The following is a 19013-nucleotide window of genomic DNA, read 5'->3' as shown; positions in this document are numbered from 1 at the left end:
CGATATCCAATTCGTTCCCCGTTCTCTATTGATTCTGAAGATTCTGTAATCAGCCCCACATCATACAAGAGCCGCCGGCCATTCCCACGTCGCAGGCCACCCGCTTGGTCCGATGCGCCACACGTATAATCCGCCCATGCCCGCCACCGCTTCCCGCCCCGCGCAACCCGCGCGCCCGATCCGCCCCTTGCCCGACCAGTTGATCAGCCAGATCGCCGCCGGCGAGGTGGTTGAACGGCCGGCCTCGGTCGTCAAGGAACTGCTCGAAAACGCCCTCGACGCGGGCGCGGGACAACTGGCCATCCGGCTGGAGGAAGGCGGCGTGCGCCGCATCGTTATCACAGACAACGGCTGCGGCATTCCGGCAGCCGAGCTGCCGGTGGCACTGATGCGCCACGCGACCAGCAAGATCGCCTCGCTCGACGAGCTGGAGGCCGTGCTGACGCTCGGCTTCCGCGGCGAGGCGCTGGCCTCGATCGCTTCGGTGTCCCACCTGACACTGACCAGCCGCACCGCCGCCGATCCGCATGCCACCCAGTTGAACGCCGAGAACGGCGCGCTGCAACCCGCCTCCGGCGGGGTCGGTACCACCATCGATGTGCAGCACCTCTACTTCAACACGCCAGCACGCAGAAAGTTCCTCAAATCGGAACAGACCGAACTCGGCCATTGCCTGGAGATGGTGCGCCGTGTCGCCCTGGCGCGGCCGGACGTGGCGATCTCGGTCCATCACAATGGCAAGCCGATGGAGCATTGGAATGCCGGCGACGTCGCCACCCGCACCGCCCAGGTGCTGGGCGGCGACTTCGCGCGGGCGCGCCTGCCGCTCGACGAAGAGGCCGGCGACCTGCACCTGTATGGTTTCGCCGGCCTGCCCACCGCCTCGCGCGGCCGGCCGGACCAGCAGTTCTTCTTCGTCAACGGGCGCTTCGTGCGCGACAAGCTGCTGACGCACGCGGTGCGCAGCGCCTACCAGGACGTGCTGCACGGCGACCGCTTCCCGTCCTATGTGCTGTGCCTGGACCTGCCGCCGGAGATGGTGGACGTCAACGTCCACCCCTCCAAGATCGAGGTGCGCTTCCGCGAATCGCGCGCCGTGCACCAGTTCGTCTATCACGCGGTGCAGCGCTGCCTGGCCCGCCAGGCCGGCGAGCAGGGAGACAGCCTGCACAGCGATGCCGGCGGGGCCGCCCTCGATCGCCCGGGCAACGCAGGCGGCGGCAGTGACAGCAGCGTCCGCCCCGCCGGCATGCCGGCGGGCGCGGGACAGGCACGCGGCACGCCCTGGGTCGACTACACGGCCGCCGCGCGCCAGACGGCGCTGGGCATCGAGCAGCCGCGCCAGGCCTACCTGGGCATGGTACGTGAGGCGATGGCGCCGGCGCGGCCGGCCGGCAGCGGCGCAACGGCGCCTTTCACGCCCTCGGCCAATCCGCCGGCCTGGCTGGCCGACGCCGAGGCCGCGCGCGGCGACGAGGCACCGGGCCTGCTCGACGCGCTGGCGGCCGAACCCGCGCCGGCGGCCCGCCCGCCCCTGCCGGCGGCCACCGGCATTGCCGAAGCCGCCGACGGCGCGGACGGCGCCAGCGCGGCCGACGGTCCGCCGCTCGGCTTCGCACTGGCGCAACTGCACGGCATCTACGTGCTGGCACAGAACGCACGCGGACTGGTGCTGGTCGACATGCATGCGGCGCACGAGCGCATTCTCTACGAGCAGATCAAGACCGCGCTGGCCACGCGCGAGCTGGCGGTACAGCCGCTGCTGATCCCCGTCACGCTGCCGGCCAGCCCGGTCGAGATCGGTGCCGCCGAGGAGCACCAGGAAACGCTGGCCCTGCTGGGCTTCGACATCGCGCCGGTCTCGCCCACCACGCTGGCGGTACGCGCCATCCCCGCCCTGCTCAAGCAGGCCGACACCGAAGCGCTCGCGCGCGACGTGCTGCGCGACCTGCAGGCCTTCGGCGGCTCGCGCGTGCTGGCGGAGCGCCAGAACGAACTGCTGGCGACGCTGGCCTGCCACAGCGCGGTGCGCGCCAACCGCCGCCTGACGCTGGAAGAAATGAATGCGCTGCTGCGCCAGATGGAGCAGACCGAGCGCGCCGACCAGTGCAACCACGGCCGCCCGACCTGGGTACAGCTGAGCGTGGGCGAGCTGGACCGGCTCTTCCTGCGCGGCCAGTGATGCCCGCCGCGCCAAACCCGGTCGTCTGCCTGCTCGGCCCCACCGCGTCCGGCAAGACCGCCGCCGCGCTGGCGCTGGCCGCGCGCGCGCCGCTCGAGATCATCAGCCTGGATTCGGCCCTGGTCTACCGTGGCATGGACATCGGCACGGCCAAGCCCAGCGCCGCCGAACTGGCGACCGTGCCGCACCACCTGATCGACATCCTCGACCCCGTCGACAGCTACTCGGCGGCCCAGTTCGTCGCCGATGCCGAGCGCCTGATCGGCGAAATCCGCGCGCGCGGCCGCGAACCGCTGATCGTCGGCGGCACCATGCTGTACTACAAGGCGCTGACGCAGGGCTTGAGCGAGCTGCCCCAGGCCGATGCCGCCGTGCGTGCCGAACTGGACGCGCTGGCGGCCGCGCGCGGCTGGCCCGCGCTGCATGCCATGCTGGCCGAGGTCGACCCGGTCACCGCGGCCCGGCTGGCGCCCAACGATGCGCAGCGCATCCAGCGCGCGCTGGAGATCCACCGCCTCAGCGGTCAACCGATGTCGGCCCTGCTGGCACGCCAGGCCGAAGGCCGCACCTTCGCCGGCAGCGCCGGCGCACGCTTCCGCGTCATCGCGCTCGAGCCCGGCGACCGCGCCGTGCTGCATGCGCGCATCGCCACCCGCTTCGACGCCATGCTCGCCGGCGGCCTGATCGAGGAAGTGGAACGGCTGCGCGCACGCGGCGACCTGCATCCCGGCCTGCCGTCGATCCGCTGCGTCGGCTACCGCCAGGCCTGGGAATACCTGGACGGCGAAAGCGACCGGGACACCATGCGCGAACGTGGCATCGCCGCCACGCGCCAGCTCTGCAAGCGCCAGCTGACCTGGCTGCGCAGCACCCCGGAGCGGCTGGTGGTGGACTGCCTGGCGCCGGACTATGTGCAGCAGGTGGCAGCGCTGGCCGGCCTGGACCGCTGAGCCCGGCACGCCGTGCCAGCCCCGGCGCGGAGCCGAAGTGACGCTTGAGCGATAATCCGGCACTCATTGTTCGCATCCGAGCCTGCCATGTCCGTCGACCGTCCCACCTCCTTCACGCTGCGCGCGGCTACCGCCGCCGACTGCGGCACCCTGTTCCGCCTGATCTCGGCGCTGGCCGAGTACGAGAAGCTGAGCCATCTGGTCGAGGCCACGCCGGCCCGGCTGGAGCAGGCGCTGTTCGGTCCCCAGGCGCACGCCGAGGCCATCCTGGTCGACGCCACCACGCCGGAGGGCAGCCGCAGTGTCGGCTTCGCCCTGTTCTTCCACAACTTCTCCACCTTCCTGGCCAAACCCGGCCTGTATCTGGAAGACCTGTTCGTGGAACCGGCCTGGCGCGGGCACGGCCTCGGCAAGCTGCTGCTCCGGCACCTGGCGGCGCTGGCGCTGGAACGCGGCTGCGGCCGCTTCGAATGGAGCGTGCTGGACTGGAACACGCCGTCCATCGAGTTCTACCGGGCGATGGGCGCCGACGTGATGCCGGACTGGCGCATCTGCCGCGTCACCGGCGACGCGCTGGCCAGGCTGGGCGCACCGGCCGCGGGCATCTGACGGGTCACGGATAAGAAAAAAGCCCGCAGGCCGAAGCTTGCGGGCTCTTGATGGCGCGCCCACGTCGCACCATGCCGGCGCGCAAGGCGCGCCGCCGGTCCGGCCTCAGACCACCACGGTCTGTGCCTGGCCTTCCTCGCGCTCGCGGATCTCGCCGATCTGCCACACCGACTCGCCGGCGGCCTGCAGATGAGCGATGGCACGCTCGGCGTCTTCCTTGGCCACGATCACCACCATGCCGATGCCGCAGTTGAAGACGCGGTGCATCTCGGCATCGGCCACCTGGCCTTGCGCCTGCAGCCACTGGAACAGCGGCGGCAGGGTCCAGGCGTCGCGCTGCAGCACGGCGGTCAGGTTCTGCGCCAGCACGCGCGGCACGTTCTCGGTCAGGCCGCCGCCGGTGATGTGGGCCATGCCCTTGACCGGCAGCGCCTGCATCAGCGACAGCAGCGGCTTCACGTAGATGCGGGTGGGCGCCATGATGGCGTCCTGCAGCCGCTGGCCGTGGAAGTCGGCGTTCAGGTCGGGCTTGGCCACCTCGATGATCTTGCGCACCAGCGAGTAACCGTTCGAATGCGCGCCCGACGAGGCCAGGCCCAGCACCACGTCGCCCGGGGCGATCTTGCTGCCGTCGATGATCTCGCTCTTCTCGACCGCGCCGACGGCGAAGCCGGCCAGGTCGTATTCGCCATCCGGGTACATGCTCGGCATCTCGGCGGTCTCGCCGCCGATCAGCGCGCAGCCGGCCAGTTCGCAGCCCTGGGCGATGCCCTGGATCACGGTGGCGGCGGTGTCGACGTCGAGCTTGCCGCAGGCGAAGTAGTCGAGGAAGAACAGCGGCTCCGCGCCCTGCACCAGGATGTCGTTGACGCTCATGGCGACCAGGTCCTGGCCCACGGTGTCGTGACGCTGCAGCTGGAAGGCCAGCTTGAGCTTGGTACCGACGCCGTCGGTGCCGGAAACCAGCACGGGCTCGCGGAATTTCTTCGACAGCTCGAACAGGGCACCGAACCCGCCGATGCCGGCCATCACGCCTTCGCGCATGGTGCGCTTGGCGAACGGCTTGATGCGGTCGACCAGCGCGTCGCCGGCGTCGATGTCAACACCGGCGTCGCGGTAGGAGAGGCCGGCCTGGCCGGAGGTCGGGGTTGCGCTCATGAGATTCAGCTTGTCTTTGAGGAATTGAGAAGTGCGGCAACGCTCGCGCGGGAACCAATGTGCGGCAACCGGCATGTGCGCCGTGCCGCCGAGTCGGTCGACGGCCGCGAGTCCAGTAGAATCGCAATTTTAACGGATACCGGCTCCCGGCTTCCAGTTTCCGGCACGCACGCCACCGCAAACCGCCCGATGAACGCTCCCCTGCTGTCGCAAGAAGCCAAGCGCATCCTGCTCTGGGTGGTGCTGGCCGCCGCCTTCTTCGCGGCCATCGTGGCGCTGGCGCCGGTGCTGACGCCCTTCCTGTTCGCCTTCATCTTCGCCTACATCCTGAATCCCGGCGTGGACTGGATGGAGCGCCACCGCCTGCCCCGGGCGCTCGGCACCGTGCTGATGATCCTGCTGCTGCTGGTGATCTGCGTGCTGCTGTCGCTGCTGCTGGTGGCCGTGCTCCAGCGCGAGGTGCCGCAGTTGCGCGACCAGCTGCCGGCACTGCTGAAGAAGCTCAATGCCGTGGTGGCACCGCGCCTGGCGGAGATCGGCGTGCGCGTCCGCTTCGACTTCCCGGGGCTGCGCAGCATGCTGTCGGACCGCTTCGCCGCCAGCCCCGAGGACATGTTCTCGACCGTGCTGACCTACGTGAAGCTGTCGGGCTCGGCGCTGATCACCGCCGCCGGCACCCTGTTCATCGTGCCGATCGCCATGTTCTACCTGCTGGTCGACTGGCACCGGCTGATGCGCCGCATCGAGAATGTGGTGCCGCGCCGCTGGGTGCCCAAGGTGCGCGAACTGAGCAGCGAGACCGACGCGCTGCTGTCGCAGTACCTGCGCGGCCAGATCCTGGTGATGCTGATCCTGGCGGCGCTGTATTCGATCGGACTCAGCCTCGCCGGGTTCGACATCGGCGTGCCGGTGGGCGTCTTCACCGGCCTGGCGGTCTTCATCCCCTATATCGGCTTCGGCATGGGCCTGGCGCTGGCCGTGGTCGCCGCCCTGCTGCAGTTCGGCAACTGGTACGGGCTGGCGGCAGTGGCGGTGGTATACGGCATCGGCCAGTTCATCGAGAGCTTCTACCTGACACCGCGCCTGGTCGGCGAGCGCATCGGGCTGCACCCGTTGGTGGTGATCTTCGCCCTGCTCGCCTTCGGCCAGATGTTCGGCTTCTTCGGCGTGCTGCTGGCGCTGCCCACCTGCGCCGTGCTGCTGGTCGGCGCGCGCCAGATCCGGCGCGTTTACCTGGCTAGCGATCTCTACCGCAAGTAGGCATGGCCGCACGAAAGTAACGAATACATCATGTTCCAGCGTCCCAAGCAGCTCTCGCTCGAACTCGGCAGCCCACCGCCGTCCACCTTCGAGAATTTCTTCGTGGCAGCCAACCGCGAGCCGGTGCAACGCCTGCGCGACCTGCCCGCGGCCCTGGCCCAGGAGCGCGCCAGCGACCGCCTGATCTATCTGTGGGGCGAGGCCGGCTCCGGGCGCACCCACCTGCTGCACGCGGTCTGCGACGCCGCCCTGCAGGCCGGCATGCGCTGCCGCTACCTCAGCCCCCACCATGCGCTGGCCGACTTCATCTTCGATCCGGACTGCCAGCTCTACACGGTGGACGACGTCGAGCTGCTGGACGAGGCGCGCCAGATCGCCGTGTTCTCGCTGTACAACGAGGTGCGCGCCTATGCACGCACGGCCCTGGTGGTAGGTGGCGCGGCCGCGCCACGGGCGATGGCGGTACGCGAGGACCTGCGCACCCGGCTGGGCTGGGGCCTGGTCTACCAGCTGGCGCCGCTCTCCGACGAGGATAAGATGGCGGCGCTGCTGCAAGCCGCACGCGAGCGCGGGCTGCAGCTCTCGCCGGAAATCGCCCACTGGCTGGTGACGCGCCACTACCGCGACATGCCCAGCCTGATGGCTCTGCTCGACGCCCTCGACACCTACTCGCTGGAACGCAAGCGGGCGGTCACGCTGCCGCTGCTGCGCGAGATGTTCGCCGAATTCCGCGACTGAGCGGCCTGCGCCGCCTCCGACCCAGGACCGCCGCCCTCGCCGCCAGCCGCTTCCGACCGCCCCGACCCGCTTAATGTAAAATCGCCGCCCATGAATCTGGCACTGTTTGACCTCGACCACACCCTGCTTCCGACCGACAGCGACCACGAATGGGGCCGCTTCCTGGTGCGCCTCGGCGTCGTCGACGAGGATACCTATCGCCGCAAGAACGACGAGTTCTATGGGCAGTACAAGGCGGGCACCCTGGATATCCAGGCCTTCCTGCGCTTCGCGCTGGCGCCGCTGGCGGCCAATCCGCGCGCGCGGCTGGAGGAGTGGCGCAGCCGCTTCATGCACGAGGTGATCGAGCCGGTCATCACGCCGCAGGCGCGTGCGCTGGTCTACAAGCACCTGGAAACCGGCGACCTGTGCGCCGTGGTCACCGCCACCAACAGTTTCGTCACCGCCCCCATCGCGGCCGCCTTCGGCATCCCGCACCTGATCGCCACCGAGCCGGCCACCGCCGACGGCCGTCCGGACGGGCAGTTCACCGGCGAAGTGGCCGGCGTGCCGAGCTTCCGCGAGGGCAAGATCACCCGCGTCGAAAACTGGCTCGAGGCGCTGGGCCACAACTGGGGGAATTTCGACGCCACCACTTTCTACAGCGACTCGGCCAACGACCTGCCGTTGCTGGAGAAGGTCAGCGAACCGGTCGCCGCCAACCCGGACGATCGCCTGCGCCACCACGCCGCCGCAGCTGGCTGGCGCATCATGGACCTGTTCTGACGTGATCAAGAAGCTCATCACCCGGCTGCTCGGCAAGCCGGCGCCGAAGCAGCGCCGGCAAGGCCGCGCCCACGCACCGCGCGTCATCGCGGTCGAAGAGCACGGCATCGATCCGGCGCTGATCTCGCGCAACGCGGTCAAGGTCACTTCGACGCTGCAGCAGGCCGGCTACCAGGCCTTCATCGTCGGCGGCGCCGTGCGCGACCTGCTGCTCGGCATCAAGCCCAAGGACTTCGACGTCGCCACCAACGCCACGCCCGAGCAGGTGCAGGCGCTGTTCCGCCGCTCGCGCATCATCGGCCGGCGCTTCCAGATCGTGCACGTCACCTTCTACGGCGGGCGCGAGCAGGAAATCATCGAAGTCTCCACCTTCCGTGCCCTGGTCGACGCGGTCGCCAGCGAGACGCTGCCCGAGGGCCGCCGCCTGAAGCGCTCCGAGCTCGACAGCAAGACCCACGCCATCGACGCATCCGGCCGCGTGCTGCGCGACAACGTGTGGGGCACGCAGGCAGAAGACGCCGAGCGGCGCGACTTCACCATCAACGCGATGTACTACGACCCGTCGGCGCAGACGGTGCACGACTACCATCACGGCATGGAAGACATGCGCGCGCGCACGCTGCGCATGATCGGCGACCCCGTCACGCGCTACCGCGAGGATCCGGTACGCATGCTGCGCGTGGTGCGCTTCGCGGCCAAGACCGGCTTCGGCATCGACGAAGCCACGCGCCAGCCCATCGCCGGCCTGGCCTCGCTGATCCACAACGTGCCCAGCGCGCGCCTGTTCGACGAGATGCTCAAGCTGCTGATGTCCGGCCACGCCTGGGCTTCGCTGCAGGAACTGCGCAAGGCAGGGCTGCACAAGGGCCTGCTGCCGCTGCTCGACGTCGCGCTGGAACAGCCGCTGGGCCAGCGCTTCGTGCAGCTCGCGCTGGACAACACCGACCGCCGCGTGCAGGCCGGCAAGCCGGTCTCGCCCGGCTTCCTGTTCGCCGCGCTGTTGTGGCACCACGTGCTGCAGCGCTGGACCGCGCTGCGCGAGTCCGGCGAGCATCCGATCGCCGCGCTCAACACGGCCATGGACGACGTGCTCGAGCGCCAGACCGGCCAGCTGGCCATCCAGCGCCGCTTCGTCACCGACATGCGCGATATCTGGGGCATGCAGCCGCGCTTCGAGAAGCGCGTCGGACGCATGCCGTTCCGCCTGCTGGAATCGCCGCGCTTCCGTGCCGGTTTCGACTTCCTGCACCTGCGCTGCCAGTCGGGCGAGCTGCCCGAGGAAATGGCCGGCTGGTGGCAGTCCTTCCAGGATGCGGACTCCGACGGCCGCGAAGCCCTGATCGACTCGGCGCGCAGCGCCCGCGGCCCGGCCGCCGAGGGCGAAGGCGAGGGCGGCGCGCGCAAGAAGCGTCGCCGGCGCGGTCCGCGGAAATCGGATAAAGTGTCCTCCCGAAGCGACTCGGAAGCGGGCGAGCCCCGCAGCCAGCCGGAGGAATCGGAATGACACTTGCCTTTATCGGCATCGGCGCCAACCTGGGCGATGCCCGCCAGGCGCTGAAGGATGCCGTCGTGTGCCTGGCGCAGCAGGTCGGCATCACGGTGCTGGCGAGATCGTCTTTTTACCGCACCGCGCCGATCGACGCGCAGGGCGAGGACTACTACAACGCCGTGGTCAAGGTGGAAACCTCGTTCACGGCGGGGCAGCTGCTGCGCATCTGCCACCACATCGAGGACCAGTTCGGCCGCGAGCGCCCTTTCCACAATGCGCCGCGCACGCTCGACCTCGACCTGCTGCTGTTCGGCGACGAACAGCACGACGACGAGCACCTGACGGTGCCGCACCCGCGCGTGACCGAGCGCGCCTTCACGCTGGTGCCGCTGCTGGAGATCGACCCCGGGCTGGTGATCCCGGGGCGCGGCCGGGCTGCCGACCACCTGCCCGCGGTGGCTGGTCAGCGCATCGAGAAAATGACACCCTGCAAGTGCAAGCGCCAGCAACAGGCCGGCGCCTGAACCTGCCGCACGGGCGCCGCACCGCCTGACCCGTTTCCTTCCCCCATGCTCGACCATCTGCGCCGCATCATCGTCGAAGGCCCCGTCGGCTCCGGCAAGACCGCGCTCGCGCGGCGGCTGGCACAGACCCTGCGCAGCGGCGAACTGCTCGACGGCGTGCGCGACAACCCCTTCCTCGAACGTTTCCTGCGCGACCGCGCGCGCCATGCGCTGCCGCTGCAGCTGGCCTGCCTGACGCAGCGCGCGGCGCAGGCGCAGCGCTGGCAGGAAGCGCTGCTGGCAGGCCAGCGCATGGTGACGAACTGCCTGCACGAGCGCGACCGCCTCTACGCCGAGCTGAACCTGCCCGCCGACGAACTGGCCCTTTATGACGCCATCGCCGCGCGCATCGCCCTGCCTGCCCAGCGCGCCGACCTCGTCATCGTGCTGCACGCGCCCCCGGCGCTGCTGCATGAGCGCATTGCGCGACGCGGCGCTCCCGGCGAAACCGGTCTCGACCTGCCCTACCTGGAGCGCCTGTGCGGCGCCTACGGAGAGCTGTGCCATCGCTACGACGAGGCACCGGTCCTGATCGTCGACACCGCGCATTTCAATCCGGTGGACAATGACGGCGATTTCCGTACACTACTGACGCGCGTCGAAACGATGCGCGGCCGCAAGGCCTTTCTCAATCTCGCTGCGCCCTGACAGGCTCCGCCTGGCAGATTCCAACCATAACGACAGCGACCGCCTCCGTCGCCGGCAGGCAACCTTACGGACCGGAGCGCACCGCGCCCCGGCGGCCCGCCCCGCCGCACCGGCAATCGCTGCAGACAGGCAATGCCATGAGCTATCTCCTCGATCCCTCCCGCAAGACCGTCACCGTCCCCGCGCTGCAGGCGATGCGCGCCGCCGGCGACAAGATCGTCATGCTGACCGCCTACGATTCCAGCTTCGCCGCGCTGCTCGACTATTGCGGCGTCGATGTGATCCTGGTCGGCGATTCGCTCGGCAACGTGATGCAGGGCCAGACCACCACGCTGCCCGTCACGCTCGAGCACATGGTCTACCACACCGCCTGCGCGGCGCGTGGCAACCAGACCGCGCTGCTGGTGGCCGACCTGCCCTTCGGCACCTATCCCACCCCGGAGGCCGCCTATGAGAGCGCCGTCGCGCTGATGCGCGCCGGTGCCCAGATGGTCAAGATCGAGGGCGGCGAATGGCTGGCGCCGACGGTCAAGTTCCTGGTCGAGCGCAGCATCCCGGTGTGCGCCCATATCGGCCTGACGCCGCAATCGGTCCACGCCTTCGGCGGTTTCAAGGTGCAGGGCAAGACCGACGCCGGCGCCGAACAGCTCAGGCGCGATGCAACCGCGCTGCAGGCCGCCGGCGCCCAGCTGGTGGTGATGGAAGCCGTACCCGCCAAGCTGGCGGCCGAGGTCACGGCGCAGCTGACCATCCCCACCATCGGCATCGGCGCGGGCGTGGACTGTTCGGGCCAGGTGCTGGTGCTGCAGGACATGCTGAACATCTACCCGGGCCGCAAAGCCAAGTTCGTGCGCAACTTCATGGATGGCCAGACCTCGATCGAGGCTGCCGTACGCGCCTACGTGGCCGCGGTCAAGGACGGCAGCTTCCCCGCCGTCGAACACACCTTCTCCGCCTGACGCCCCCGCGCCGGGGCCATGCCCCGGCTCCCCGGCCGCGGCCCGCCGGACATGGCCGGCCGCAGCCCGCCTTCAGCGACCCCCTCCACGCCCGCCCCCCCTCCGGGCAAGGGCAGCCATCTCCCGCCCGCCGCGCCGCCAAGAAAGTTAATTGTCACGCACTTTCAAGGGCACCGGCCAGGTTCCTTGTCGTCCGCTTTCTTGATGCAGCGCAGTTCCCGCCGCAAGGGGCCACGGTAAGATGGCCGGGCAGTTCACTCATACCGCAATTGGGAAACCGGTCCGCCAGGACCCCGACAAGGCCCTGATTCTATGACTGATCCCCCTGCCGGCCACTGCGACCCGGTACCGACGCCACCCCCCTGGCACACCCTGTCCGACGTGGAAGTCGCGCGAGTGCTGCGTACGGACCCGGCCGGCGGCCTCACCGACACGGAGGCCACGCGGCGGCTCGCCGAGGTCGGTCCCAACCGACTGGCGCCGCCCAAGCGGCGCGGTCCGCTGATGCGGCTGCTGCTGCAATTCCACAACATCCTCCTCTACGTCATCCTGGCCTCGGCCGTCATCTCGGCCATCCTCGGCCACTGGGTGGATGCCGGCGTGCTGCTGGTGGCGGTGCTGGTCAACGCGGGCATCGGCTTCATCCAGGAAGGCAAGGCGGAGGCGGCCATCGATGCCATCCGCGCCATGCTGTCGCCACACGCCACCGTGGTACGCGACGGTGCACGGCGCGAGATCGACGCGGCAGCGCTGGTTCCCGGCGACGTGGTGGCCCTGGCCTCGGGCGACCGCGTACCCGCCGACCTGCGCCTGCTGACCGTCAAGGAACTGCGCGTGGAAGAGGCCGCACTGACCGGCGAATCGCTGCCGGTGGAGAAAAGCGCCACGCCGGTGGCCGCCGATGCGCCGCTGGGCGACCGCTTCGGCATGGCCTACTCGGGCACGCTGGTGGTGTACGGACAGGCTACCGGTGTGGTGGTGGCCACCGGCAGGGCGACCGAGCTGGGCAAGATCGACGGGATGCTGGGCGACATCGAGAACCTGGCCACGCCGCTGCTGCGCCAGATCGACCGCTTCGGCCGTGGCCTGGCGATCGCCATCCTGCTGCTGTCGGCGCTGACGTTCGTGGCCGGCATCGCCTGGCGCGGCCACGCGCCGGCCGCAATGTTCATGATGGTGGTGGCGCTGGCGGCCTCGGCCATCCCCGAAGGACTGCCGGCCATCATGACGGTCACGCTGGCCCTCGGCGTGCAGCGCATGGCGCGGCGCAACGCCATCGTGCGGCGCCTGCCGGCGGTGGAGACGCTGGGCTCGGTGACGGTGATCTGCTCGGACAAGACCGGCACGCTCACGCGCAACGAGATGACCGTGCAGCGCATGGTCTGCGCCGGCCGCGTCTATGACGTCGGCGGCGTGGGCTACGCGCCCGACGGCGAATTCCGCGTCGACGGCCGCGCGGTCGATCCCGGCGACGCGCCGGCACTGGCGATGGCGCTGCGTGCGGGGGTGCTGTGCAACGACGCCCGCATGCGCCACGAGGACGGCCTGTGGCATGTGGAGGGCGACCCCACCGAAGGTGCGCTGCTGGTCGCCGGCAGCAAGGCCGGACTATCGCAGCAGTCGGCCGGCGAGAGCTGGCCCCGGCTGGATTCTATCCCCTTCGAATCCGAGCACCGCTTCATGGCCACCTACCACCGCGATGCCGGCGGCGCACCGTGGATCCTGGCCAAGGGGGCACCGGAGCGCATCCTCGACATGTGCGCCCTGCAGTGGGACGGCGATGGCGAACACGCGCTCGATGTCGACTACTGGCGCCGCATGGCCACCGACACCGCGGCCCAGGGCCTGCGCCTGCTGGCGCTGGCCTGCAAGCGCGCCGCGCCGGCGGACGCGCGGCTGGATTTTGCCGACATGGAGAGCGGCTACACGCTGCTGGCCCTGGTCGGCATCATCGATCCGCCGCGCGAGGAAGCCATCCGCGCCGTCGACGAATGCCACCGTGCCGGCATCCGCGTCAAGATGATCACCGGCGACCACGCGGAAACCGCCCGCGCGATCGGCGCGCAACTCGCCATCGGGGTCGGCAAGCCGGCGCTGACGGGCAGCGAGGTGGCGCTGATGGACGACGCCGCGCTGCGCCGCGTGGCCATGGAAGTCGACGTGTTCGCGCGCGCCAGCCCCGAGCACAAGCTGCGCCTGGTGGCGGCGCTGCAGCAGGCCGGCCAGGTGGTGTCGATGACCGGCGACGGCGTCAACGATGCCCCCGCGCTCAAGCGTGCCGACGTCGGCGTGGCGATGGGGCTGAAGGGTACCGAGGCCGCCAAGGAGGCCGCCGACGTGGTGCTCGCCGACGACAATTTCGCCGCCATCGCGCGCGCCGTGCGCGAAGGCCGCGCGGTCTACGACAACCTGAAGAAATTCATCCTCTTCATGCTGCCCACCAACGGCGGCGAGGCCCTGATCGTGATCGCAGCCATCCTGTTCGACCTGCCGCTGCCGCTGACCCCGGCCCAGGTACTGTGGATCAATATGGTCACCTCCAGCGCGCTGGGCCTGGCGCTGGCCTTCGAGCCCGCCGAGCCGGGCCTCATGGCGCGGCGCCCGCGCCCGGTCGGCGAGCCGTTGCTGTCGGGCTTCTTCGTCTGGCGCGTACTGATGGTGTCGGTACTGATGATGGCCGGCGCACTCGGGCTGTTCCTGTGGGAACTGGCCGACGGCACCAGCCTGGAGACGGCGCGCACGATGGCGGTCAACGCCGTGGTCGCCGCCGAGATGTTCTACCTGCTCAACAGCCGGCATATCTTCCATACCGTGATCAGCCGCGAGGGCCTGTTCGGCAACCCCTACGTGCTGGCCTCGATCGCCGCCTGCGTGCCGCTGCAGCTCGCCTACACCCACCTGCCGGTCATGCAGACCGTATTCGGCTCGACCGACCTGAGCGCGCTGGAATGGGCCAAGGCGATCGGCGCCGGGCTGCTGGTGTTCTGCGGCTCGGAGCTGGAGAAGACCGTGATCCGCCGCCTGCCGGTCGGCCGGCGGCTGGCAACCCGCTGAGCGCCGTGCCGCGCCTGCCGGCATTCCAAACCCGTGAGAACGCCATGACCACGTCCACCGCCCCCGACCCGACACCATTCCCCGCCCGCCTGCTGCTGGCGACCGACCTTTCCGCGCGCTGCGACCGCGCGCTCGACCGTGCCGCCCAGCTCGCCGGCCAGTGGCAGGCCGGCCTGCTGGTCGGCCACGTGCTCGATCCCGCCGCGCATCCGGACCAGGCCCTGGCCTGGGCCGCCGGCACCGGCGCGGGCGACGCGCTGCGCATCGCCCGCCAGCAGCTCGCGCGCGACCTGGCGGGCCTGCCGGTGCAGGCCGACATGCAGATAGCGAAGTCCAAGGACGTGGCGGCCGGCATCCGGGACATGGCCGACGCGGCCGGCGCAGACCTCGTGGTCACCGGCGTGGCGCGCTTCGAGCTGCTGGGACGCTTCCTGCTCGGCTCCAGCGTCGAGCGGCTGGCACGCAGCCTGCCGCAGCCCCTGCTGGTAGTGCGCAACCGCCCGCACGGCCCCTATCGCGAAATCGTGGTCGCCTGCGACTTCTCGCCGGCCTCGCGCGATGCGCTGCGGTGCGCCGCGCGGCTGTTCCCCGGACAAGAGCTGACCGTCTTCCACGCCTACCAGCAGCCCTATTCCGGAATGGCCGACACCGCGCCGCCGGCGCGCGGCATCCCGCAGGCGGAACAGGATGCCTGCGCCGCCTTCCTCGCCGACAGCAAGCTGCCCGCCTCGACGCGGGTGCGCCCGGTGATCCTGCGCGGTGCGCTGGAGCTGCTGCTGACCCAGCACGTGCGCCGGCACGAAGCCGACCTGGTGGTGATGGGCGCGCAGGGTCGCGGCGCACTGGCCAGCGCGCTGCTCGGCAGCACCGCGGCACGGCTGCTCGACTGCCTGCCGTGCGACGCACTGGTGGTGCATCGGCCGCGCGCGGCGGCCGACTGAGTCTGTGCGACGCCGCTTGGCCCGGTCCGGCCGGGTTCGGAACGGATCCAGGCCGGTTTCAGGCCGGTTTCAGGCATGCCGGCAGCACGCCGCGCAGTGAGTTCACCACCACCAGCGCCTGCGCGCGCGCCAGCATCGCGCGCGTGATCACGCCTTCGGCAGCCGGGCCGTCCAGCAGGGCATCGCCCTGCTCCAGCACCACGGCGCGCATGACCCCGGGCAGGATGTCCGCGGCCAGCGGGGGCGTCAGCCAGCGTCCGTCGACCTTGACGAAGACGCTGCTGCGCCCGCCCTCGAGCAGTTCATCGCGCTGGTTGAAGAAGAGGCGATCGAAAGCGCCGGCGCGCTCGGCCGCCTGCCAGCCCGCGTCATAGACCGCGCGTGCACTGGTCTTGTGGCGGCGCAAGGGATCGGCCCCAGCCAGGGGCTCGGGAGCCTGGTCGAGCCAGACCCGGCCTTCCTCCATGGCCAGCGGGGCCAGCGGCCCGCTCGTCACCTGCAGGGAGCCGGCCTTGTCCAGCGCCAGCCGCACACGCCAGTCCCCGGCGCCCAGGCGCACGGCCTCGGCGGTGGCGGCCTGCGCTGCCGCTGCGGCATCGAAGGCGAAGCCGAAGCAGGCGGCCGACGCCGCCAGCCGTTCCAGGTGCCGCGCCAGGCGCAGGCATTGCCCGCCATTCGCGCGCAAGGTCTCGAACAGGGTGAAACCCGGATCGTATGCGGTCAGGAAGCGCGCCTTCCAGCCACACTCGGCATATTCGTCGGCCGCCACGCTGTCGTGCACGATGCCACCGCCCACGCCCATCTCGCCACGGCGCAGGCCGTCGGCGCCGGGTGCGCCCAGCACCAGCGTGCGGATCGCCACGGACAGCGTGAACGGGCCGATCCCGTCGCCGCTGCCCTGCCCCGCCGCTGCGGCGGGCGGGTCGATCCAGCCGACCGAGCCGGTGTAGAGGCCGCGCGGAGCCGGCTCCAGTTCGGCGATGATCTGCATGGTGCGCCGCTTGGGCGCGCCGGTGATCGAGCCGCAGGGAAACAGCGCGCCCAGCAACTGTGCCAGTGAGGTGCCGGCGCGGGCGCGCGCGGTCACGGTGGAGGTCATCTGCAGCACGCGCCCGAAGGGCTGCACGGTGAAGCGGTCCGGTACCGCCACGCTGCCGGGCACGGCGATGCGGCCCAGGTCGTTGCGCAGCAGGTCGACGATCATCACGTTCTCGGCGCGGTTCTTCGCATCGGCGGCCAGCGCCGACGCGGCGGCCGCGTCGCCGGCGGCGTCGCCCGTGCGCGGAGCGGTCCCCTTCATCGGCCGGGCCAGCAGGCTGCCCGCCCCATCGTGGCTGACGAACAGCTCGGGCGACAGCGACAGGACCCAGCCGTCGCCGGGCAGGCATGCCAGCACGCCGTATGGCACCGGCTGCGCCGCGCGCAGCCCGGCGAACAACGCGGCTGGCGCGCCGAAGGCGGAAAAGCGCAGCCGCTGGGTGTAGTTGACCTGGTAGGTGTCGCCGGCTTCGATCCATTGATGGATGCGCGCGATGGCGTCCTCGAAGGCGGTCCGCGAGGTATCGGAGGCGACCTGCATCACGCCTGCGGGCGCGCCGCCGCCAGTTCCTGCACCGGCCAGCCAGGCGTCGACATCGGCCGCCGGCAGGCGCTGCATGGCACGGAACCACAGCAGCCGCAGGGCACCATCGTGGAAGGGCAGGTCCTGGCCCGTATGCACGGGCACGCCGACCAGCGGCCCGCCGAATTCGTAGGGCGCGAACAACGCCGCATGCCAACCCTGCCGCCAGCCTTGCGCGAGCATGGTGTCCAGCGCGCCCAGGCGGTCCAGCGCCTGCGCGACCTCGATGCGGTCCTCGCGCACGAAACCGGTGTACAGGCGCGAGGACCGGCCCGGTGCCGCGCCAGGGGAGGCGGCCGCATCGTCGAGCAGCACGAAGGGTTCGGACGCGGAAAGCAGGGAGGAAAGCGGGGGAACTGCCACGGCGGAAAACGACGGTGAGGGAGACAGGGGAGGCGAAGCGCCATTATCGCGCCAAGCGGCGTCGGCCGGGGAAAAGGCCGGATGCAGTCGAGCCGAAAGAGTGATCCCGGCCGCCGCGACCGACCGACGCCCGCCCTCTCCCCCAGCCCCTCTCCCGCAAGCGGGAGAGGGCGGGGGAGAGGGGTGGTTTAGCAAGGCGCCACGTATAGACGAAGCCAACGATGTGCTCCAGCGCGCGAGCATAGGGACGAAGCCAACGGTGTGGCCCCAGCCGTCACGGCCGGCCGGCGGGAGAGTGGTCACAAGCCGCGCGGCACGACCACCGGCGCCAGCCAATTCCGCCAGGCGAAAAAAAAGCCGCGCTCGCGCGCGGCCTTGTTGCCACGGGACCGGCCCCGCAGCCGTCAGCTGAAGAAGCTCTTCACCTTGTCCAGCCAGGACTGCTCCTGCGGGCTGTGGCGCGAGCCGCCTTCGTGCACCGAGCGGTCGAACTGGCGCAGCATGTCCTTCTGCGCCTCGGTCAGCTTGACCGGCGTCTCCACGGCGACATGCACGTAGAGGTCGCCCGGATAACCGGAGCGCACCCCCTTGATGCCCTTGCCGCGCAGGCGGAAGGTCTTGCCCGCCTGGGTGCCTTCGGGCACCGGGAAGGTCGCCTTGCCGCCCAGCGTGGGCACTTCCAGGTCGCCGCCCAGCGCCGCGGTAGCGAAGGAAATCGGCATCTGGCAATGCAGGTCGTCGCCGTCGCGCTCGAACACCGCATGGGGCTTGATGTGGACTTCCACGTACAGGTCACCCGGCGGCCCGCCGTTGATGCCAGGTTCGCCGTTGCCGGACGAGCGGATGCGCATGCCCTCGTCGATGCCGGCCGGGATCTTGACCTCCAGCGTCTTCTGCGACTTCAGCCTGCCCTGGCCATGGCACTTGGTGCAGGGCTTGGGAATGTGCTTGCCGCTGCCGTGGCACTTCGGGCAGGTCTGCTGCATGCTGAAGAAGCCCTGCGACACGCGCACCTGGCCCACGCCGTTACAGGTCGGGCAGGTCTCGACATTGGTGCCGGGCTCGGCGCCGTTGCCGTGGCAGCGGTCGCACTCGTCCCAGTGCGGCACGCGGATCTGCGCCTCGTGGCCGTGCGCGGCCTGCTCCAGCGTGATCTCCATGCTGTAGCGCAGGTCGGCGCCGCGGTAGACCTGCGGGCCGCCGCCGCCGCGGCGGCCGCCGCCGGCGCCCTGGCCGAAGATGTCGCCGAAAATATCGCCGAAGGCCTCGGCGAAGCCGCCGTAGCCCTGGCCGCCGCCGAAACCGCCCGCCATATTGGGGTCGACGCCGGCGTGGCCGTACTGGTCGTAGGCGGCCTTCTTTTCCGGATCCGAGAGCATCTCGTAGGCCTCCTTGGCCTCCTTGAACTTCTCCTCGGCATCCTTGCTGTCCGGATTGCGGTCCGGGTGGTACTTCATCGCGAGCTTGCGATAGGACTTCTTAATCTCTTCGTCGCTCGCGTTCTTACCCACCCCGAGCACTTCGTAATAGTCACGTTTTGCCATGGTGGCTGCTTACCTGAGTGGCCGGGTGCGCAAGACGCGCGCACCGGGCGAATAGCAAAAAAGCCGAGCGAGGCATCCGACGGCGGTCACCCGCTTGGTCCGATGTCCGTCGCCCGGCGTCGGGACGGGTCACGGCGGGGCGCCCAGCCCGCGCCGCACCCGCGGTCCC

At 70.3% G+C, this 19013-nt stretch carries 15 protein-coding genes; 12 read left to right on the top strand and 3 right to left on the bottom strand.

Going from position 1 to position 19013, the window contains the following annotated elements:
• Positions 1-136: 136 nt before the first annotated feature.
• The 3 genes from mutL to BKK79_RS14280 all read left to right on the top strand — a co-directional run bounded on the left by mutL (position 137) and on the right by BKK79_RS14280 (position 3741).
• On the top strand, positions 137-2182 hold the full coding sequence (mutL, locus tag BKK79_RS14290; RefSeq protein ID WP_071037918.1) for a DNA mismatch repair endonuclease MutL: 2046 nt from the start codon (positions 137-139) through the stop codon (positions 2180-2182).
• Positions 2182-3132: a tRNA (adenosine(37)-N6)-dimethylallyltransferase MiaA gene (miaA, locus tag BKK79_RS14285; RefSeq protein ID WP_071037917.1), complete on the top strand. Its 951-nt coding sequence runs from the start codon at positions 2182-2184 to the stop codon at positions 3130-3132. The genes mutL and miaA overlap by 1 nt, the downstream gene beginning before the upstream one ends.
• An 87-nt stretch (positions 3133-3219) precedes the next feature.
• Positions 3220-3741 (top strand): GNAT family N-acetyltransferase, encoded by a 522-nt coding sequence (locus BKK79_RS14280; RefSeq protein WP_071015250.1) that lies wholly within the window; start codon positions 3220-3222, stop codon positions 3739-3741.
• A gap of 105 nt (positions 3742-3846) precedes the next feature.
• Here the strand turns inward: BKK79_RS14280 and purM are convergent, their stop codons facing one another.
• Positions 3847-4899: a phosphoribosylformylglycinamidine cyclo-ligase gene (gene purM / locus BKK79_RS14275; RefSeq protein WP_071015253.1), complete on the bottom strand. Its 1053-nt coding sequence runs from the start codon at positions 4897-4899 to the stop codon at positions 3847-3849.
• A 189-nt stretch (positions 4900-5088) separates the two neighbouring features.
• Between purM and BKK79_RS14270 the strand changes: the two genes are divergently transcribed.
• The 9 genes from BKK79_RS14270 to BKK79_RS14230 all read left to right on the top strand — a co-directional run bounded on the left by BKK79_RS14270 (position 5089) and on the right by BKK79_RS14230 (position 15316).
• Positions 5089-6159: an AI-2E family transporter gene (locus tag BKK79_RS14270; protein ID WP_071015256.1), complete on the top strand. Its 1071-nt coding sequence runs from the start codon at positions 5089-5091 to the stop codon at positions 6157-6159.
• A gap of 30 nt (positions 6160-6189) precedes the next feature.
• Positions 6190-6897, top strand: coding sequence for a DnaA regulatory inactivator Hda (gene hda, locus BKK79_RS14265; RefSeq protein WP_071015258.1), 708 nt, complete (start codon positions 6190-6192; stop codon positions 6895-6897).
• Positions 6898-6987: 90 nt separating this feature from the next.
• Positions 6988-7662, top strand: coding sequence for an HAD family hydrolase (locus BKK79_RS14260; RefSeq protein ID WP_071037916.1), 675 nt, complete (start codon positions 6988-6990; stop codon positions 7660-7662).
• Between the two features lies 1 nt (position 7663).
• Positions 7664-9166 carry a polynucleotide adenylyltransferase PcnB gene (gene pcnB, locus BKK79_RS14255; protein WP_071015263.1) on the top strand — a complete coding sequence of 501 codons (1503 nt, stop codon included), beginning with the start codon at positions 7664-7666 and terminating at the stop codon, positions 9164-9166.
• Positions 9163-9675 carry a 2-amino-4-hydroxy-6-hydroxymethyldihydropteridine diphosphokinase gene (folK, locus tag BKK79_RS14250; RefSeq protein WP_071015267.1) on the top strand — a complete coding sequence of 171 codons (513 nt, stop codon included), beginning with the start codon at positions 9163-9165 and terminating at the stop codon, positions 9673-9675. Before pcnB ends, folK begins: the two co-directional genes overlap by 4 nt.
• A gap of 45 nt (positions 9676-9720) precedes the next feature.
• On the top strand, positions 9721-10362 hold the full coding sequence (locus BKK79_RS14245; protein ID WP_071037915.1) for a deoxynucleoside kinase: 642 nt from the start codon (positions 9721-9723) through the stop codon (positions 10360-10362).
• A gap of 137 nt (positions 10363-10499) precedes the next feature.
• On the top strand, positions 10500-11321 hold the full coding sequence (gene panB / locus BKK79_RS14240; RefSeq protein ID WP_071015273.1) for a 3-methyl-2-oxobutanoate hydroxymethyltransferase: 822 nt from the start codon (positions 10500-10502) through the stop codon (positions 11319-11321).
• A 312-nt stretch (positions 11322-11633) separates the two neighbouring features.
• Entirely contained in the window at positions 11634-14375 is a 2742-nt protein-coding gene (locus tag BKK79_RS14235) for a cation-transporting P-type ATPase (RefSeq protein ID WP_071037914.1), read from the top strand.
• Positions 14376-14419: 44 nt separating this feature from the next.
• Positions 14420-15316: a universal stress protein gene (locus tag BKK79_RS14230; RefSeq protein WP_071015280.1), complete on the top strand. Its 897-nt coding sequence runs from the start codon at positions 14420-14422 to the stop codon at positions 15314-15316.
• 58 nt (positions 15317-15374) lie between these two features.
• On the opposite strand, the gene BKK79_RS14225 is transcribed toward BKK79_RS14230, so the two are convergent.
• Together BKK79_RS14225 and dnaJ are read right to left on the bottom strand one after the other, a co-directional pair.
• Positions 15375-17120, bottom strand: coding sequence for a chorismate-binding protein (locus tag BKK79_RS14225; RefSeq protein WP_232346320.1), 1746 nt, complete (start codon positions 17118-17120; stop codon positions 15375-15377).
• Between the two features lie 584 nt (positions 17121-17704).
• The gene (dnaJ, locus tag BKK79_RS14220) at positions 17705-18844 is read right to left on the bottom strand and encodes a molecular chaperone DnaJ (protein ID WP_071037912.1); all 1140 of its coding nucleotides are present in this window, start codon (positions 18842-18844) and stop codon (positions 17705-17707) included.
• Positions 18845-19013 lie beyond the last annotated feature (169 nt).

The sequence above is a fragment of the Cupriavidus sp. USMAA2-4 genome (assembly GCF_001854305.1).
Classification (GTDB): domain Bacteria; phylum Pseudomonadota; class Gammaproteobacteria; order Burkholderiales; family Burkholderiaceae; genus Cupriavidus; species Cupriavidus malaysiensis.
Note: the sequence above shows the minus strand (reverse complement) of the source record. Positions and strands in the feature narration are given on the sequence as shown.

What these genes read in the sequence shown, in the direction of transcription:
- mutL (WP_071037918.1), top strand. Translation starts at nt 137, where the DNA reads ATGCCCGCCACCGCTTCCCGCCCCGCGCAACCCGCGCGCCCGATCCGC.
- miaA (WP_071037917.1), top strand. Translation starts at nt 2,182, where the DNA reads ATGCCCGCCGCGCCAAACCCGGTCGTCTGCCTGCTCGGCCCCACCGCG.
- BKK79_RS14280 (WP_071015250.1), top strand. Translation starts at nt 3,220, where the DNA reads ATGTCCGTCGACCGTCCCACCTCCTTCACGCTGCGCGCGGCTACCGCC.
- purM (WP_071015253.1), bottom strand. Translation starts at nt 4,899, where the DNA reads ATGAGCGCAACCCCGACCTCCGGCCAGGCCGGCCTCTCCTACCGCGAC.
- BKK79_RS14270 (WP_071015256.1), top strand. Translation starts at nt 5,089, where the DNA reads ATGAACGCTCCCCTGCTGTCGCAAGAAGCCAAGCGCATCCTGCTCTGG.
- hda (WP_071015258.1), top strand. Translation starts at nt 6,190, where the DNA reads ATGTTCCAGCGTCCCAAGCAGCTCTCGCTCGAACTCGGCAGCCCACCG.
- BKK79_RS14260 (WP_071037916.1), top strand. Translation starts at nt 6,988, where the DNA reads ATGAATCTGGCACTGTTTGACCTCGACCACACCCTGCTTCCGACCGAC.
- folK (WP_071015267.1), top strand. Translation starts at nt 9,163, where the DNA reads ATGACACTTGCCTTTATCGGCATCGGCGCCAACCTGGGCGATGCCCGC.
- BKK79_RS14245 (WP_071037915.1), top strand. Translation starts at nt 9,721, where the DNA reads ATGCTCGACCATCTGCGCCGCATCATCGTCGAAGGCCCCGTCGGCTCC.
- panB (WP_071015273.1), top strand. Translation starts at nt 10,500, where the DNA reads ATGAGCTATCTCCTCGATCCCTCCCGCAAGACCGTCACCGTCCCCGCG.
- BKK79_RS14235 (WP_071037914.1), top strand. Translation starts at nt 11,634, where the DNA reads ATGACTGATCCCCCTGCCGGCCACTGCGACCCGGTACCGACGCCACCC.
- BKK79_RS14230 (WP_071015280.1), top strand. Translation starts at nt 14,420, where the DNA reads ATGACCACGTCCACCGCCCCCGACCCGACACCATTCCCCGCCCGCCTG.
- BKK79_RS14225 (WP_232346320.1), bottom strand. Translation starts at nt 17,120, where the DNA reads ATGCTCGCGCAAGGCTGGCGGCAGGGTTGGCATGCGGCGTTGTTCGCG.
- dnaJ (WP_071037912.1), bottom strand. Translation starts at nt 18,844, where the DNA reads ATGGCAAAACGTGACTATTACGAAGTGCTCGGGGTGGGTAAGAACGCG.